Genomic DNA, 15,010 nt, shown 5'->3' on the forward strand with positions numbered 1-15,010 from the left:
CCGATGACCACCATGTCCAAACTGGCGTCGAAACCGCAGGCGGCACGCGCCTCCAGGCCCGCCGCGCGTCTTGTCGCGCTGGCCATGACGCTGGCGCTGCTCTATGTGGCCGTGCCGCTCGCGCTGGGGCACAACCTCTACCTGATGAGCCTGGCCGTGGCCTCGCTCACGATCGCGGCCATCGCGCTCGCGTGGGCCTTGCTCGGCAACCTCGGCGGCATGGTGAGCTTCGGGCACAGCGCATTCTTCGGCGTGGGCTCCTATATCTCGGCGCTGCTCACGCTGAAGGCGGGCTGGCCCGTATTCGCGGCAATCGCGGCGGGCGGCGTGGGCGCGGTTATCGCCTCGCTTGCCATGGCGCCGGCATTGCGCCTGCGGGGGCCGTACTTCGCGCTGGCCATTCTCGCGTATGCGCAAATCTTCCGCATCGTCGCGACCGAATGGTCCGGCCTCACGGGCGGTGCGAGCGGCCTCTCCAGCATTCCATCGTTGCCTGAAGTCGCGGGCTTCGACTTCGGCAGCAAGGTCGGCGGTTATCTGATCATCCTGACGATCGTGCTGGTCTTCGCACTGATCTATGCAAAGCTGCGCGGCTCCAACGTGGGGCTCGCGCTGCGCGCGATGCACGAATCGGAAGACGCCACGCGCGTGGTGGGCGTGAACAGCGTGATGCTCAAACTCGCGATGCTGATGCTCTCCGCGCTCATGACGGGCCTCGTGGGCGCTTTCAACGCGCACTACATCAACTTTCTCGAACCCGACTATGCCTTCAACGCGAGCTGGGCCGTGGTGCCCATCATCGCGGCGATCTGCGGCGGCTATCGCACCATACTCGGGCCGCTGGTGGGCGCGGTGTCGGTGTATCTGATCGATCAACTGGTGCTCAAGAGCCTGTTGCCCACCGGGCATCAGATTGTACTTGGCATGCTGCTCGTGGCGATGATCATCGTGAGCCCGGCGGGGCTGACCGCGCTGCGCCTGAAACGTACCCGGCGAGGTGTCTATGCAGCAGGCTGAAGGCAAGACTGCGCTGCAACTGCAGGACGTGTCGATTCGCTTTGGTGGCATCACGGCGGTGAGCGGCGTTTCGCTCACGCTCGACACGCACGACGTGGTGGGCCTCGTCGGCCCGAACGGCGCGGGCAAGACCACGCTGTTCAACGCGGTCTCCGGGCTCGTGCGTCCCACCAGCGGCTCGATCCGCTTCGCGGACGTGGACCTGCTCAAGACGCCGCTGTACCGGCGTGCGCGCATGGGCATCGGGCGCACCTTCCAGGTGCCGCAGCCCCTGCACGAACTCACGGTGCGCGAGAACCTCGTGGTCTCGCAGCGCTTTGGCGCCGGCCACGTGGACGACGCGCGCATCGACGAGATTCTCGAATTCATGGGCCTCGCCGGCAAGGCGCAGCGCAACGCGGCGACCGAACTGGCGCTCACCGAGCTCAAGGCGCTCGAAGTAGCGAAGGCGCTAGCGACCAATCCCAGGCTGCTTCTGCTCGACGAAGTGCTGGGCGGCCTGGAGACGGCAACCAAGCGGCGCTTCATGAAGACACTGATCGACGTGCATGAGCGCTATCAGGTAGGCATCCTGATCATCGAGCACGACATCGAGACGGTGATGAACCTGTGCCGCCGCGTGGCTGTGCTCAACTTCGGCAAGCTGATCGCCGACGGGCCGCCCGCCGAGGTGTTCCGAGATCCGGAGGTCGTGCGCAGCTACACCGGGGAGGCGGCCCATGCTTGACATCGTCAAAGTGCGCGCGGGCTACGGCGCGATCAACGTGCTATGGGACGTATCGCTGAACGTGGCGAGCGGCGAGGTGACCACCATCGTCGGCCCGAACGGTGCGGGCAAGACCACGCTGCTGCGCGCGATCATGGGGCTCGTGCCGGTCGAGCACGGGCAGATCCTGTTTGACGGCGCACCGCTTGGGGGTGTGCCCACGTGGCAGATGGCGCAGCGCGGCATTGCGATGGTGCCCGAGGGCCGCATGATCTTCCGCGATATGTCGATCGAGGAGAACCTCATGCTGGGCGCATTCGCGAAGACGCGCCGCGCCGGGGCCGCCCGGCAGATCGAGGAGGTCTACGCGCTTTTTCCGCTGCTCAAGGAGCGCCGCGCGTTGCCTGCGGGCACGCTCTCGGGCGGCCAGGCGCAGATGCTCGCGCTCGGGCGCGGCCTGATGTCCGCGCCGCAACTGATGCTGATCGACGAGCCATCGCTCGGGCTCGCGCCCGTGATGGTGCAGGAGGTGTTCGCGATCCTCGAACGGCTGAAGGCGGCGGGCCGCACGATCGTGCTGGTCGAGCAGAACACCCATATGGCGTTGCGGCTGGCGAATCAGGTCTACCTGATGCAGGGCGGCAAGGTTACGTTCGCGGCGCGCGCGAACGAGGTGGATGTCGAGGCGCTGCACGACAGGTACTTTGCGCGCTGAGGGTTCCGGGCGGGTGCAAAACCGGGATGCGCGGTCAATTCCAGATATCGTCAAGGGAAGCGGGATATCGGCCGCTTCATGGTGCGCCGTGGCGAACGCTAGCGGCATGAAGTCTGCGGCTGGTCCCTCGAAGATGGCCCGCGCTGGCTCTACAGCACGGGCCGGTTTGGCGCGACAATAGATGGATTATTCTCGCAGGGCGCGCGGGTCGGCACACCGTTAGCGCCCGCCCACCCGTGGAGCCGCCATGTACGTCCCAGCCCATTTCGACGAGTCCCGCACCGAGGTCCTGCACGCGCTCATCGCGCAGCATCCGTTCGGCACGCTCGTCACGCACGGCGCAAACGGCCTGGACGCCAATCACATTCCGTTCGAACTCCTTGCCAATGAAGGCGCGCTCGGCACGCTGCACGCGCATGTCGCGCGCGCGAATCCGCTCTGGCAGGAAGTGGCCGACGGCGGCGAAGTGCTAGCCATCTTTCGCGCCGGCGACGCCTATGTTTCGCCCACCTGGTACCCGAGCAAACACGAGACGCACCGCCAGGTGCCCACCTGGAACTATGTCGTGGTGCACGCGCATGGCCGCATCCGCATTCGTGACGACGAAAAATTCGTGCGCGGCGTGGTGGCGCGCCTCACGCGCACCCACGAGGCGAACGAGGCCAGGCCCTGGAAAATGGGTGATGCGCCGCAGGACTATCTCGACACCATGCTCAAGGCCATTGTGGGGCTGGAGATCGAGATCACGCGCCTCGTGGGCAAGCGCAAGCTCGGACAGAACAAGGACGCGCGCGACATACACGGCGCAGGCGATGCGCTCGTGGCGCGCGGCCACGACGACCTGGGCCTGCAGATGCTCGAAATTGCCACGCACAAGGCCGGGCAGGGCTGAAGCGCGCGCGGCGGATTCGCCTTAGCGCGCGTGGATCGATAGCCGCGAGTGGCCGATCCCACCGCCTTTGTCCACGCGGATCTGCGTGGCAATGCGCTCCTTGAGGCTGTCGACGTGGCTGATTACGCCGATCATCTTGCCGCTGGCGTTGAGCGTATCGAGTGCATCGAGCGCGATTTCCAGCGTATCGCCGTCGAGCGTGCCGAAGCCCTCGTCCAGGAACAGCGAATCGATCGAGGTCTTGTGGCTCACCAGATCCGAAAGCGCGAGCGCCAGCGCGAGACTCACGAGGAAGCTCTCGCCGCCCGAAAGCGTGCGCGTGTCGCGCGTGGCGTCGGCCTGCCAGCCGTCGACAATCTCCAGTTCGAGTTCGCCCGTGGACTTGCGGCGCAGCAGATAGCGCGCGTGCAGGCGGTCGAGATGGCGGTTCGCGAGCGCGAGCAGATGGTCGAGCGTGAGCCCTTGCGCGAAGCGGCGGAACTTGTCGCCCCTTGCGGAGCCGATCAGCGCGTCGAGCCGTTGCCAGAGATCGGCGTCCTGGGTTTGCGCTTCGATTTGCTCGAATAGCGCGCGCTGGCTTTCGCGCTGCTGCGCATCGCGTGCGAGCAGCCCGCGTTGCTCGCCTAACCGTTCGGTGAGCGCGGCGCTTTCCTTCTCCACCGTTTCGAGTTGCGCGTCCAGTGCGTCGGCGCTGGCCTCGGTGAGCGCTTGCGCTTGCAGGCGTGCGAGCTTGTCGCGCACGCTTTGCAGCAGCGCGCCAGCTGTCTGTTGCTCTTGCTCATGTTGCTGCTTGAGCGTCTGAAGCTGCTTGCGCGTCTCGGCAGGCAACAGCGCCGCGAGGAACGCGATGTGATCGGCAAACGGGCTGTTGGCGAGCGCTGCTTGCCATGTTTGCGTGGCTTCGTCGAGCGCGGCGCGCTGCTGTGCGAGCGTGCGTTCGAGATGGGTGCGCTGGCCGTCGAGCGTGTCCAGTTCGCGCGTGAGCGCATCGGCGCGCGCCACGCCGGCTTCGAATGCTTCCGCTGAGGCATCTTCCTCGCTATCGCTGCTGTGATCGATGTCGTCGAACAGGGAGGCCGTCTGGTTCCGGCGTGCCGGATCAATTGGTTCGGACGTCGACATTTCCATGCCGACGGCCTTGCAGCGCTCGCGCCATCCCTGGACTTGCGCCTGCGCGGCGTCGCATTGCACGCGCTGGCGCACGAGCGCCTGTTCGAGCGCTTGCAGGCGGCGCTGCGTGTCTTGCCACGTGCGCCATTCGACCTCGCGTGCTTGCAGCCACGAAGCCGTGTCTTCGGGGACGGCTTCGAGCTGGTAGCCTCCTGCGCGCACCGCGTCGAGCAAGGTGCTGGCCTCGCGGTCGAGGTCGGCTTGCAGCGCGTCGCGTTCATGTGCGATCTCGGCAAGCCGCGCCTGCATGGCGTTGAGCGATTGCTCCAGCAACGCTGCATCAGCGCGCGCCGCCTGCAATGCGTCCGAGCAACGGTTGTTTGCCTCGCGTGCGCGAGCGAGCGCTTCCTCTGCCTGCTCGGCGGCGTCCAGATGCTGCTTGAGTTGCTGCGAAGTTTTCCCGGCTGATTCGCGAGCCGCTGCAATGCCTTCCGAATCTTGCCAGCCCGTCTCGCCAGTTGCGGGCTGCGCGGGGAGCATCGCGACGATCGCGTCCCATTCCTCGCGGCCCTGAGCGCCGCGCGTGGCGAGCTGCTCGTGCTGCGCACGCTGCTGTGCCTGGGTCGCGCGCAGCGCCGACAAGGCCTCCGAGCCTTCGCGCAGACTCCGCTCGGAGACCTGCAGCTCCGCGCGAATCGCCTGCAAAGCCGTTTGCGTCGCCGACACATCGAGTGCGCGATATGCCTCGATTGCCGGGTGCTCGTGCGAGCCGCAGAGCGGGCAGGCCTCGCTGGGCCGCAATTGCTCGCGGTGCTGCGCGAGGCTGCGGATGATTTGCTCCTGTTCGAGCAGCTTCTGCTTGTCGGCCTCGCGAGCCCGGCATTGCGCATGCGTCTGCTGCAACGTCTTGAGCCCGGCGTCTCGAGCGTCGATCTCCCGCTCCACGCGCGCCAGATTGGCCGCGAGCGCGCGCGTTTCCGCGGCGATCGCACGGCGGCGCTCCGCCACGGCTTCCAGTTGCTGCCAGCGGGTGAACGTTGCTTGTCCCGCCTGCCATGCGTCGCGCAGTTGCGCGAGCGGCCGGCCCGCAAGCCGCTGGGCTTGCGCGGCATCCAGCTTTTGCACGTTTGCGTCGGACTCGGCTTTGGCGCGCTCGGCGGCGGTGAGCTTCGCAGCATGCTTTTCGCGTTGCGCGCGCTGTTCGCCTTGTTGCCGCTGCAGATCGGCGCGCAGTTTTTCCCGCGCGGCAACATCGGCTTGCATGCGCCGGCGCTGATCGAACTGCTGACGCCATGCGCCGATCCGCTCGCCAAGCTGCGCGAGATTTTCATTGGCGCGGCAAAAGGCATCGAGTTGCTGCTTCTGCGCATCGAGCTTTTCGAATTCCGCGCGTGCGCCACGCGCGAGGCTCGCGGCAAGCGCGGTGGTCTTGCCGTACGCGCGCCGTTGCGCAGTGAGCCGCTGCGTGCGGTCGCGGTGCAACGCAACGAGGTCCGCGCTGGATTGCCGGCATGCTGCTTCCGCTTGCTGCGCAGCTTGAAACGCGGGGCGCAGCGCTTCCGCTGGCTCGCTTGCCGCAAGCCGCCCGAGTTCGGGCGCGGCGGCATCAAGCGCGCTCACCGCCGTGGCCAGGCGCGCCTGCGCCGAATTCGCATCGGTTTCGGCCTGAGCGAGTTCGCGACGCCACTGGCGCTGGGCATGCAGCGTTTTCGCGTGCGTGGCGAACGCGCTCAACTGGCCCGTGAGCGTGCCGATTTCCTGCTCCATCGCCGCGCGCTGTTCGGCGCTCAGCAGTTCCATGCCGTCCGCTTTGGCGCGCAGTTGCTTGAGTGCGTCGCGCGCCTCGCCCGCGCGCTCGAATACCTTGCGCGAAATGTCGCCGTAGATTTCGGTGCCGGTGAGCTCTTCGAGCAATTCGGCGCGGTCGTTCGCGCTGGCGTTGAGGAACACCGCAAAGCCGCCTTGCGCGAGCAGCATCGAGCGCGTGAAGCGCGGAAAATCGAGCCGCGTGATTTCCGTCACACGCTTGAGTTTCTCGTTGATGTGAGTCGTGAGGATCGTGTCGCCGCCTGCGCCGCCGGGCAACACGCTCGCCAACTCCACGCGCGGCGCCTGCAATGCGCCGTCGACCTTGTCGCGCGCGCGGCGCTGGCTCCAGAACGCGCGATACACGCCACCCTTCACTTCGAAGACCACTTCCGCGAGGCAGTCCGCGGTATGGCGCGTCATGATCTCGTTCGCCGACGCGGACACCGTCTTCAGGCGCGGCGTTTCGTGATAGAGCGCGAGGCAGATCGCGTCGAGCAGTGTGGACTTGCCGGCCCCCGTGGGCCCGGTGATGGCGAAGAGGCCGTTATCGGCGAAGGGCGGCTGGGTGAAGTCGATATGCCACTCGCCCTTGAGCGAGTTCAGGTTCTTCAGGCGCAGGCTGCGGATCTTCATGCCTCGCCCTCCACGGTGGCGACGAGCACGCTCTTGTAGCGCTCGGTGAGCGCGGCGCGTATGTCGTCTTCCAGCGTTTCGTGTGCGAGACGCTGCGCGAACACGTCGAGCGGATCGAGCTCGTCGAGCGTCACGCCCGCGCTGCCCGACCACTGCGCCACGGCATTGCCGCGTTCGCGGCGAATGCGCAGCACTTCGAGCGGCAGGCCTTCGGCCATCGCCTGGATGCGCGCGGGCAGGTCGGCCAGATAGTCGTCTTCGGCCACCGTTACTTCGAGCCAGACGGGCCGCTCCGGCGAGGCGTCGCACGCGGCTTGAGCGACCTGAGCGACCTGAGCGACCTGAGCGACCTGAGCGAACGCGCCGGGCAGCGACTTCAGATTGCCCCGCAGGGCGACGAGCGGCTGAAACACCGGCACCGGAAGGGGCGTGACGGCTTCGAGGCCAGTCTCGCCCAGATCGACGAGCAGGACCTCCTTCTGTTGCGCGGCTTCATCGAAGCTCAGCGCGATGGGCGAACCGCTGTAGCGGATATGCGCGAGGCCGCCCACTTTCTGGGGCCGATGGATATGCCCGAGCGCGAGGTAGTCGACGTCCGGGAAAGCGCTGGTGGGGAACGCATCGAGCGCGCCCACGTAGATCTCACGCACCGATTCGCTCGCGCTCGCGCCCACCGTGGTGAGATGGCCCGTGGCGATGAGCGGGACATGGCGGCCAAGCTGCGCGCTCAATAGTTTGCGCGTGCTCTGCGCTTGCGCGTGGACGGCCTGATAGTAAGCCTGGATAGCGAGTTGCAGCGATTGCTGCTTTTGCTCGGCGCTCTGGCCATATTCGCTCTGCGTGACGTCGCGCGCGCGAATGAAGGGCACCGCGCAAACCACGCAGCCCGGCGTGGCGCCCGCGCCGCCGCCGCCGCGTTGCGGCAACACGCGCACCTGGTTCGCGGGCGCATCGGCGGCCGGAACCACGCTTGCCGAGAGCTGCTCCAGCAACGCGCTGCTTTCGCGCAGCGTCGCCACCGAGTCGTGATTGCCGCCGAGCAGCAGCAGCGCCACGCCGGCCGCGTGCAGGCGCACGACAAGCTGGCTATAGAGCTCGCGCGCGTAGCTCGGCGGCGTGCCGGTGTCGAAGATGTCGCCGGCGATCAGGACCGCATCGACAGCGTGCGCGTCGACTTGAACCATCAGCCAGTCGATGAGCTGCTGATGTTCGGCCTGGCGGCTCTTGCCCATGAAGTTCTGGCCCAGATGCCAGTCTGAGGTGTGAAGGAGGCGCATGCGGGGCGGATTTCGTTGGAGAGGCGGCCCGCGTGGTGCGGCTTGAAGCGGGCGCGAGTGGGCAATTGTAGTGCAGGCGCTGCGCCGGAGTTCGATGGGGGCGGTGCGCAACCCGATGGCGTGATGGCTGACGGGAGTGCGCTTCGCGCTATCATTGCCTCCATTACCGAATGCTTGAGGCGGGTTCGCCGGAGGCCACCCGATTCGAGCCGATTATTCAGCCGATCCAAGCCACCCATGGCCACAAAGAAAACGACTGGCAAGCGCGCCGCGCCGCCACCCGAGGAGATGCGCGACGACATCGACGCCGCCGAAACGGACAGCAACGCCGACAATAGCGCGGACGCGAACGCCGATGCAGAAGGCGCGCTGGCGTCCACCTATCTCGTGCCGGGGCTCGAGCGCGGGCTGCGCATCCTCGCCGAATTTTCGGCGCGCGAGCCCGTGCTGGGCGCGCCCGAACTGTCACGGCGCATCGGCATTCCGCGCACGACCACGTTTCGTCTCTTGCAGACGCTCGAAGCGCTCGGCTTCATCGAACGCGCCAACGGCGACCGGCAGTACCGGCTGAGCGTGGCGGTGCTGCGCCTCGGCTTTGAATATCTGAGCTCGCTCGAACTCACCGATTTCGGCACGCCGGTGCTGGAGCGCCTGCGCGACGCGACCGGCCTGTCCACCCATCTGCTGATACGCGACGAGCGCGACGTGGTGTTCGTGGCGAAGGCGCAAACGCGCGAGCCGATGTTCAGCTCGGTGAAGGTCCATGTGGGCACGCGCCTGCCCGCGCATGCGACCGTGCACGGCCAGGTGCTGATGGGAGACCTCACGCTCGCCGACTTGCGCGCGCTCTATCCTGAGAAGCAGCTCGAACGCTATACGGACCTCACGCCCGCGACCGTGGCCGACCTGTATGCGCGCGTGCGCGAATTCGCCCAGCAGGGCTATGCGGTGAGCGAAGCCTCGTTCGAGACCGGCATTTCGGTGGTGAGCGCGCCGGTGCGCGATCAGTCGGGCCGCATCGTGGCCGCGCTCACGGCGACCGTGCCGCGCTCGGACATCGGCGAGGCCGAGCGCGCGCCGCTGGTGGCCGCGGTGTGCGCGGCGGCACTGGATTTGTCGACGCGGCTCAATTACCGGCCCGCGCCCACCGACCCCACCGCGGCCCAGGCGGCTCTGGCCAATCAGGCGCCAGCCGCCGCGGCGCGCAGCCGGGGCGTTCACACACCCTGATGGGTTTCGGCGCGCGCGCCGCGCGCCAACGTCCGGCTATCAGAACGAATGGTGGATGCCGGCGAGCACGATGGCCTGATTGCGCCCGCTCGACACGCCCGCGGTGAAGAAGGCGGCGTTCGCCTCGGAGTTGGCGCGCTGGTAGAGCGCGTTCACATAAACCTGCGTGCGCTTCGACAGCGAGTACACGTCGCCGATCATCACCTGAGTCCAGCGGCGGCCGTCCAGCGTGGAGGTGGCCGCGCCGCCCACGACGCTGTTGAACGCCGTGAACTGGTAGTTCGCGCCGGCGTCGTAGCTCTGGAACGTGTCCGAGTGGCCGTTGGATTCCAGCTTGGTGCGCGTATAGAGGCCGTGCACGAGCAGTTTGCCGAACGAATACGACGCGCCGACACCCATGTTCTCCACCTTGTCGGCCATATACGTGGCCGAGGGCTGGCCCTGGAACGTCGGGACGATGCCCGTGGTGGCGATCGCCACCGCGCGGTTGTGCTCGTTCGACCACGCGGCGCCAGCCTTGAATGGGCCGTTCGCATAACCAAGCGAAAAGCCCATCGTGCGGCCGGTCGAGAAGTTCGTGGTGTTGCCGAAGCCGAACATCGCGCCCGCCGTGAAGCCGTACCAGCTGGGCGAGCGGTATTTCACCGAGTTGTCATAGGGCACCACGCTGGTATCCGCGAGCTGATCGATATTGCCCGGATGGAAGGCGTACCAGCTCTGCCCCAGATACGCCGTGCTTAGCGGGGAAAGCACGTCGAATGAAAACGGTGTTTGATGGCCGAACGTGAGGGAGCCAAACTTGTCCGAGGCGAGACCCACGTACGCCTGGCGATTGAACAGCGTGTTGGCCTTCGCCATCGCGCCCGTGTTCGTGTAAAAGCCGTTCTCCAACTGGAAGATCGCCTTGAGGCCGCTGCCCAGATCTTCCTGGCCGCGCAGGCCCCAGCGGTCGGGCTGTGTGTTGCCCTGTTCCATCATCCACTTCGAATGGCCGCCCACGTTGCTGATGTAGGCCACGCCCGCATCCAGACTGCCATATAGCGTGACGCTGCTCTGCGCCCATGCAGACGAGACGGCGCAGATGCCCGTCAACCCCGCGGCAATGAAGTGTTTCAAGTTGGTACTCCTGATCGTATGACGAAAAGCCAGGTTGATCGCCCGGCAGACCCAATTTCCTCGGACTGGTGCGGCGTGCTTCCAGCACCGTTACGCACGCTTTATTATTTGTTCCACCTATGGTTATATGTGCTGTATGTGGAACGTTTTGAGCAGTATAGTAACTATCGCGCGACGCCAAAATACTTTTTTGGGACGGTAGTTCCCCCAGGTGCGGACCCGCCGTTGTTTGCTCCACACGCGCGTAAGTGCCTGCGCTGTAGGCGTTTTGGCAACTTGAGCGGGATCTTGCGCAACGTTGATCATGTCCTTTTCAGAGATGCGCTCGGTGTTTTCCCCAGGAGCCATGAATTTCTGTTTTCTCGCCGCCTGAACGTTTCTATAATTGACCATACACGAACTGATGTTCCGTATGTGGAACATAGCTGATCGGGAAAGGTGAGAAATGGCTGAAGAATGGCGTTGCGCCGGACATGCCGGCGATCTGTCCGAAGATGCGCCGATCGAGTACAAGCTCGACGGCACGGAGATCGGCATCTACAAGGTGGGAGACGCGCTCTATGCGCTCGAAAACGTCTGCCCCCATGCATACGCGTTGCTGACGCAGGGCTTCGTCGATGGTGACACCGTCGAATGTCCGCTGCACGAAGCCGTGTTCCATATCCCAACCGGGAAGTGCCTCAAGGAGCCCGGCGGCCGCGATCTGAAGACGTACGCAGTGCGACTCGCCGGCGAAGAAATCCAGATCAAGGTGGAATGACATGCGAGAAGTCCCCGTGAAATTCAATCCGTGGCTCAAGCCCTGGCTCGCGCCGCAACCCAACAACGTCGCTGGCAAGGGCGTGATCGAGCAGCCGGGCCAGACCGAAAACATGGTCTGGCAAACGCGCAAGGCCGAGCCCACGCAATATGAGAACGATTTCGGCGATGCGCTAGAACAGGTGTTCGAAGCAGGCGCCGCCGAACTCGATGAAGTGGTTGCGGGCCTGAACCGCATCGGTTTTCGCACGCCAGAAGGCGCGGCATGGAACGCCGAGCGCCTCGCCGCCGAATTCCGTCTGCTTGCTGAATAAGCCAGCGCCCGGAACCACGGAAACACTGAACACGGAGACCCCACATGACGTCCCCCACGCCTGAAGCCGCCGGCGGCGCCGACCCGATTCGCGCCTATCTCGACCGCGGCATCAAGAACTACTGGTACCCCGTTGCGCCCAGCTGGCAAGTGGGCAACGCGCCCATCGGCATCACGCGCCTTGGCGAGCAGATCGTGCTGTGGCGCGATCAAGACGGCTCGGTCCACGCACTCGAAGACCGCTGCCCGCACCGCGGCGCGCGCCTCTCGCTTGGCTGGAACCTCGGCAACCGCGTGGCGTGCTGGTACCACGGCATCGAAGTCGACGGCAGCGGCACGGTGCAGAACGTGCCCGCCGTTTCGGCGTGCCCGCTCGAAGGCACGAAGTGCGTGAAGTCGTATCCGGCGCAAGAGCATGCCGGTGCAGTCTTCCTGTGGTTCGGCGACGAAGCGCACAAGGAACCGGCACCGCTGAACTTGCCCGAAGAACTCGTGGGCGAGGAGTACGCGAGCTTCCTTTGCATGTCCAACTGGAAGTGCAATTACCAGTACGCGATCGACAACGTGATGGACCCGATGCATGGCGCGTATCTGCACGCGACCTCGCACTCGATGGCCGAAGGCGACAAGCAGGCCGATATGCGCGTGCGCAAGACCGAGTCCGGCCTGATGTTCGAAAAAGTCGGCCAGCGCGACGTGAACTTCGACTGGGTCGAACTGGGCGAAACCGGCTGCCTGTGGATGCGCCTCGCGATTCCGTACAAGAAGAAGTTCGGGCCGGGCGGCAACTTCGGCATCATCGGCTTTGCGGTGCCGGTCGACGGCGACAACTGCCAGGTCTACTTCTGGCGCACGCGCAAGGTGCAGGGCTGGCAGCGCGACGCATGGCGCTTCCTTTATCGCAACCGCCTGGAAGGCCTGCACTGGGACGTGCTCGAGCAAGACCGCTACGTGCTGGAAAGCATGGCGCCGAACGCACGCGATCACGAATTTCTTTATCAGCACGACGTGGGCATGACGCGCGTGCGCCGGATGCTGCGCCAGCGCGCCCAGCAGCACTTCGCCGAACTCGATGCGCTGCGCGCCCAGCAAGCCAGCGCCACGCAAGAAGCAGGGCACAGCCATGCATGACGCCACGCTTGCGGCGCAAGCCTCGCTCGCCGGCCGCCGCGTGATCGTCACGGGCGGTGCGCGAGGACTCGGCGCGGCGTTCGTCACCGCGCTGGTTCAAGCTGGCGCATGCGTGACCTTCGGCGACGTGCTGCACGAAGCGGGCGAGGCGCTGGCGAAGTCGCTGGCGGCCAGCGGCCATGACGTGGCGTTCGCGCCGCTCGACCTCGCGCAGCCCGAGAGCATTACGGCTTTCGTCGATGGCGCCGCGCACCGCATGGGCGGCGTGGATGCGCTCATCAACAACGCGGCCATCACGAACTCGGGCGGCAAGTTCGCACACGAAATCAGCGTGGCCACGTGGGACGCCGTGATGGACGTGAACGTGCGCGGCACCTGGCTCATGTGCGCGGCGGCGCAGCGCTGGCTGCGCGAGTCGGGTCGCGGCGCCATCGTCAATATCGCTTCGGATACCGCGCTATGGGGCGCGCCGAAGCTGCTCGCCTACGTGGCGAGCAAGGGCGCCGTGATTGCGATGACGCACTCGCTCGCACGCGAGTTCGGCGCGGACGGCATCACCGTCAACGCCATTGCGCCGGGCCTCACTGAAGTGGAAGCCACGGCCTACGTGCCGGCCGAGCGTCACGCGTACTACCTCGAAGGGCGCGCGTTGCAGCGTGCCCAGGTGCCCGAGGACGTCTCGGGCCCGGTGTTGTTCCTGTTGTCCGACGCGGCGCGATTCGTGACCGGACAACTGCTGCCGGTGAACGGCGGCTTCGTGATGAATTGATTTCGTAGAACTGAAGACGCGTTCGAAAGAACCCAAGGAGAAAGCAATGGCCGATGTCGAGATCGAGAGCAAGTCGTGGGATCGTCCCGCCGATGCGAGTTTTGACGACTGGATGAACAGCCGCGTGGCGCGCTACGAAACGCGCCGCTACGACTGGGACGCCCTGAAGTTCCAGGCCGATTACGACCCGAAGTACCGCCGCGCGCAAATGCGCTACGTGGGCACGGGCGGCACCGGCGTCGCGAAGGACGTGAACACCGTGCCGGCTGGCAACTTCACGTTCTCGACCATGGTGATTCCGGCCGGCAACATCGGCCCGAGCCATATTCATATGGACGTCGAGGAAATCTTCTTCGTGCTGCGCGGCAAGATGAAGGTGATCTGCGAGAAGGACGGTGAGACCTGGGAAGCCGTGCTCGGCGAGCGCGACCTGATCTCGGTGCCGCCAGGCGTGTATCGCACGGAAATCAATATCGGCGAAGAAGACGCGCTGATGTGCGTGATGCTCGGTTCGCCCAAGCCCATCACGCCGACTTACCCGCCGGATTCACCGCTCGCAAAGATCAAGCGCGAAGCGAAGTAAGGCGAAAGCGTCAAACCAGTCACTTGCGAAGCCCAACGGAACCCGAAGTCATGAACGAAGCGATGCACACAGCCGCCTCATCAGCCGCCGCGCTCGAAACGCGTCTCGCGCGCTTTGTGCTGCGCGACGCGCAAGCCGGCGAGGCGCGCGTGAGCTATCGCGAAGCCGTGGATGAGCGCGGTAAAGAGGCACTGCCGCTCGTGCTCCTGCATGGCATCGGCTCCGGCGCGGCTTCGTGGGTGCAGCAGTTCGAAGCATTGGGCGAGTCGCAGGACAGACCGCGCCGCGTGCTTGCGTGGGATGCGCCGGGTTACGGCGCTTCCACGCCGGTCGCGAACGCGTCACCCGTCGCCGCCGACTATGCGCGCGTGCTGGCCGACTGGCTCGACACGCTCGGCATCGAGCGCTGCGTGCTGGTGGGGCATTCGCTCGGTGCGATCATCGCGGGCGCTTTCGCGGCCTGGCATCCCGAGCGCGTGGCGGGCCTGCTGTTGATTTCTCCCGCCGCCGGCTACGGCGCAGCCGAAGCGGCCGTGCGCGAAGGAAAGCGCGATGCGCGTCTCGCGATGCTGGCCGAACTCGGCCCCCAGGGCCTTGCGGAGAAGCGCAGCGCCAATATGCTTTCGCCGCACGCGAGCGCCGATGCGCGCGCGTGGGTGCGCTGGAACATGGCGCGCGTCGTGCCGCAAGGCTATGCGCAGGCCACGCATCTGCTCGCGAATGCCGATCTCGCTACCGACCTCGCGCGCTGCGCCGGCAAGGTGCGTATGGCCGTTGCCGTGGGCGCGGAAGACACGATTACCCCGCCGCCGGCCTGCGAGCGGCTTGCGCACATTGCGCAGGCGCCGTTCCAGACCATGCCGCGCGCGGGCCACGCAGGCTATATCGAGCAGCCCGCCGCATATAGCGCGCTAATCGATATGTTCTGTGCTGAACATTAAGTACTACGG

The 15,010-nt window shown here is 65.9% G+C and carries 14 protein-coding genes; 11 read left to right on the plus strand and 3 right to left on the minus strand.

What is annotated here, in order from left to right; all coding sequences use genetic code 11:
* Nucleotides 1-3 precede the first annotated feature (3 nt).
* The 4 genes from P5W99_RS34675 (at nt 4) to P5W99_RS34690 (ending at nt 3,330) form a co-directional block, all read left to right on the plus strand.
* Nucleotides 4-1,017, plus strand: a complete 1,014-nt coding sequence (locus P5W99_RS34675) for a branched-chain amino acid ABC transporter permease (RefSeq protein ID WP_421028307.1) — start codon at nt 4-6, stop codon at nt 1,015-1,017.
* The gene (locus tag P5W99_RS34680) at nt 1,004-1,744 is read left to right on the plus strand and encodes an ABC transporter ATP-binding protein (protein WP_421028308.1); all 741 of its coding nucleotides are present in this window, start codon (nt 1,004-1,006) and stop codon (nt 1,742-1,744) included. Before P5W99_RS34675 ends, P5W99_RS34680 begins: the two co-directional genes overlap by 14 nt.
* Nucleotides 1,737-2,438: an ABC transporter ATP-binding protein gene (locus P5W99_RS34685; protein WP_421028309.1), complete on the plus strand. Its 702-nt coding sequence runs from the start codon at nt 1,737-1,739 to the stop codon at nt 2,436-2,438. The genes P5W99_RS34680 and P5W99_RS34685 overlap by 8 nt, the downstream gene beginning before the upstream one ends.
* Before the next feature lie 247 nt (nt 2,439-2,685).
* Nucleotides 2,686-3,330, plus strand: a complete 645-nt coding sequence (locus P5W99_RS34690; RefSeq protein ID WP_421028310.1) for an FMN-binding negative transcriptional regulator — start codon at nt 2,686-2,688, stop codon at nt 3,328-3,330.
* A gap of 21 nt (nt 3,331-3,351) precedes the next feature.
* On the opposite strand, the gene P5W99_RS34695 is transcribed toward P5W99_RS34690, so the two are convergent.
* Entirely contained in the window at nt 3,352-6,882 is a 3,531-nt protein-coding gene (locus P5W99_RS34695) for an AAA family ATPase (protein WP_434665819.1), read from the minus strand.
* On the minus strand, nt 6,879-8,159 hold the full coding sequence (sbcD, locus tag P5W99_RS34700; protein ID WP_434665821.1) for an exonuclease subunit SbcD: 1,281 nt from the start codon (nt 8,157-8,159) through the stop codon (nt 6,879-6,881). Before sbcD ends, P5W99_RS34695 begins: the two co-directional genes overlap by 4 nt.
* A gap of 237 nt (nt 8,160-8,396) precedes the next feature.
* Between sbcD and P5W99_RS34705 the strand changes: the two genes are divergently transcribed.
* Nucleotides 8,397-9,389 (plus strand): IclR family transcriptional regulator, encoded by a 993-nt coding sequence (locus tag P5W99_RS34705; protein WP_421028313.1) that lies wholly within the window; start codon nt 8,397-8,399, stop codon nt 9,387-9,389.
* Between the two features lie 39 nt (nt 9,390-9,428).
* On the opposite strand, the gene P5W99_RS34710 is transcribed toward P5W99_RS34705, so the two are convergent.
* Nucleotides 9,429-10,505, minus strand: a complete 1,077-nt coding sequence (locus tag P5W99_RS34710; RefSeq protein ID WP_421028314.1) for a porin — start codon at nt 10,503-10,505, stop codon at nt 9,429-9,431.
* Between the two features lie 445 nt (nt 10,506-10,950).
* On the opposite strand from P5W99_RS34710, the gene P5W99_RS34715 reads away from it, so the two are divergent.
* Genes P5W99_RS34715 through P5W99_RS34740 form a run of 6 tightly spaced genes read left to right on the plus strand, consistent with a single transcriptional unit; the run spans nt 10,951 to nt 15,001 of the window.
* Nucleotides 10,951-11,265, plus strand: a complete 315-nt coding sequence (locus P5W99_RS34715) for a non-heme iron oxygenase ferredoxin subunit (RefSeq protein ID WP_421028315.1) — start codon at nt 10,951-10,953, stop codon at nt 11,263-11,265.
* Nucleotide 11,266: 1 nt separating this feature from the next.
* The gene (locus P5W99_RS34720) at nt 11,267-11,578 is read left to right on the plus strand and encodes a recombinase-like helix-turn-helix domain-containing protein (RefSeq protein ID WP_421028316.1); all 312 of its coding nucleotides are present in this window, start codon (nt 11,267-11,269) and stop codon (nt 11,576-11,578) included.
* 44 nt (nt 11,579-11,622) lie between these two features.
* Nucleotides 11,623-12,708: a Rieske 2Fe-2S domain-containing protein gene (locus tag P5W99_RS34725; RefSeq protein ID WP_421028317.1), complete on the plus strand. Its 1,086-nt coding sequence runs from the start codon at nt 11,623-11,625 to the stop codon at nt 12,706-12,708.
* On the plus strand, nt 12,701-13,477 hold the full coding sequence (locus P5W99_RS34730) for an SDR family oxidoreductase (protein ID WP_421028318.1): 777 nt from the start codon (nt 12,701-12,703) through the stop codon (nt 13,475-13,477). Before P5W99_RS34725 ends, P5W99_RS34730 begins: the two co-directional genes overlap by 8 nt.
* 46 nt (nt 13,478-13,523) lie before the next feature.
* Nucleotides 13,524-14,060 carry a cupin domain-containing protein gene (locus P5W99_RS34735; RefSeq protein ID WP_413188254.1) on the plus strand — a complete coding sequence of 179 codons (537 nt, stop codon included), beginning with the start codon at nt 13,524-13,526 and terminating at the stop codon, nt 14,058-14,060.
* 50 nt (nt 14,061-14,110) lie between these two features.
* Nucleotides 14,111-15,001: an alpha/beta fold hydrolase gene (locus tag P5W99_RS34740; protein ID WP_434665829.1), complete on the plus strand. Its 891-nt coding sequence runs from the start codon at nt 14,111-14,113 to the stop codon at nt 14,999-15,001.
* Nucleotides 15,002-15,010: the final 9 nt, after the last annotated feature.

Origin of the sequence: Paraburkholderia sp. A3BS-1L, from assembly GCF_051125215.1 — a bacterium.
GTDB lineage: Bacteria > Pseudomonadota > Gammaproteobacteria > Burkholderiales > Burkholderiaceae > Paraburkholderia.

What these genes read in the sequence shown, in the direction of transcription:
- sbcD (WP_434665821.1), bottom strand. Translation starts at nt 8,159, where the DNA reads ATGCGCCTCCTTCACACCTCAGACTGGCATCTGGGCCAGAACTTCATG.
- P5W99_RS34720 (WP_421028316.1), top strand. Translation starts at nt 11,267, where the DNA reads ATGCGAGAAGTCCCCGTGAAATTCAATCCGTGGCTCAAGCCCTGGCTC.
- P5W99_RS34680 (WP_421028308.1), top strand. Translation starts at nt 1,004, where the DNA reads ATGCAGCAGGCTGAAGGCAAGACTGCGCTGCAACTGCAGGACGTGTCG.
- P5W99_RS34725 (WP_421028317.1), top strand. Translation starts at nt 11,623, where the DNA reads ATGACGTCCCCCACGCCTGAAGCCGCCGGCGGCGCCGACCCGATTCGC.
- P5W99_RS34705 (WP_421028313.1), top strand. Translation starts at nt 8,397, where the DNA reads ATGGCCACAAAGAAAACGACTGGCAAGCGCGCCGCGCCGCCACCCGAG.
- P5W99_RS34695 (WP_434665819.1), bottom strand. Translation starts at nt 6,882, where the DNA reads ATGAAGATCCGCAGCCTGCGCCTGAAGAACCTGAACTCGCTCAAGGGC.
- P5W99_RS34715 (WP_421028315.1), top strand. Translation starts at nt 10,951, where the DNA reads ATGGCTGAAGAATGGCGTTGCGCCGGACATGCCGGCGATCTGTCCGAA.
- P5W99_RS34740 (WP_434665829.1), top strand. Translation starts at nt 14,111, where the DNA reads ATGAACGAAGCGATGCACACAGCCGCCTCATCAGCCGCCGCGCTCGAA.
- P5W99_RS34735 (WP_413188254.1), top strand. Translation starts at nt 13,524, where the DNA reads ATGGCCGATGTCGAGATCGAGAGCAAGTCGTGGGATCGTCCCGCCGAT.
- P5W99_RS34685 (WP_421028309.1), top strand. Translation starts at nt 1,737, where the DNA reads ATGCTTGACATCGTCAAAGTGCGCGCGGGCTACGGCGCGATCAACGTG.
- P5W99_RS34690 (WP_421028310.1), top strand. Translation starts at nt 2,686, where the DNA reads ATGTACGTCCCAGCCCATTTCGACGAGTCCCGCACCGAGGTCCTGCAC.
- P5W99_RS34730 (WP_421028318.1), top strand. Translation starts at nt 12,701, where the DNA reads ATGCATGACGCCACGCTTGCGGCGCAAGCCTCGCTCGCCGGCCGCCGC.
- P5W99_RS34675 (WP_421028307.1), top strand. Translation starts at nt 4, where the DNA reads ATGACCACCATGTCCAAACTGGCGTCGAAACCGCAGGCGGCACGCGCC.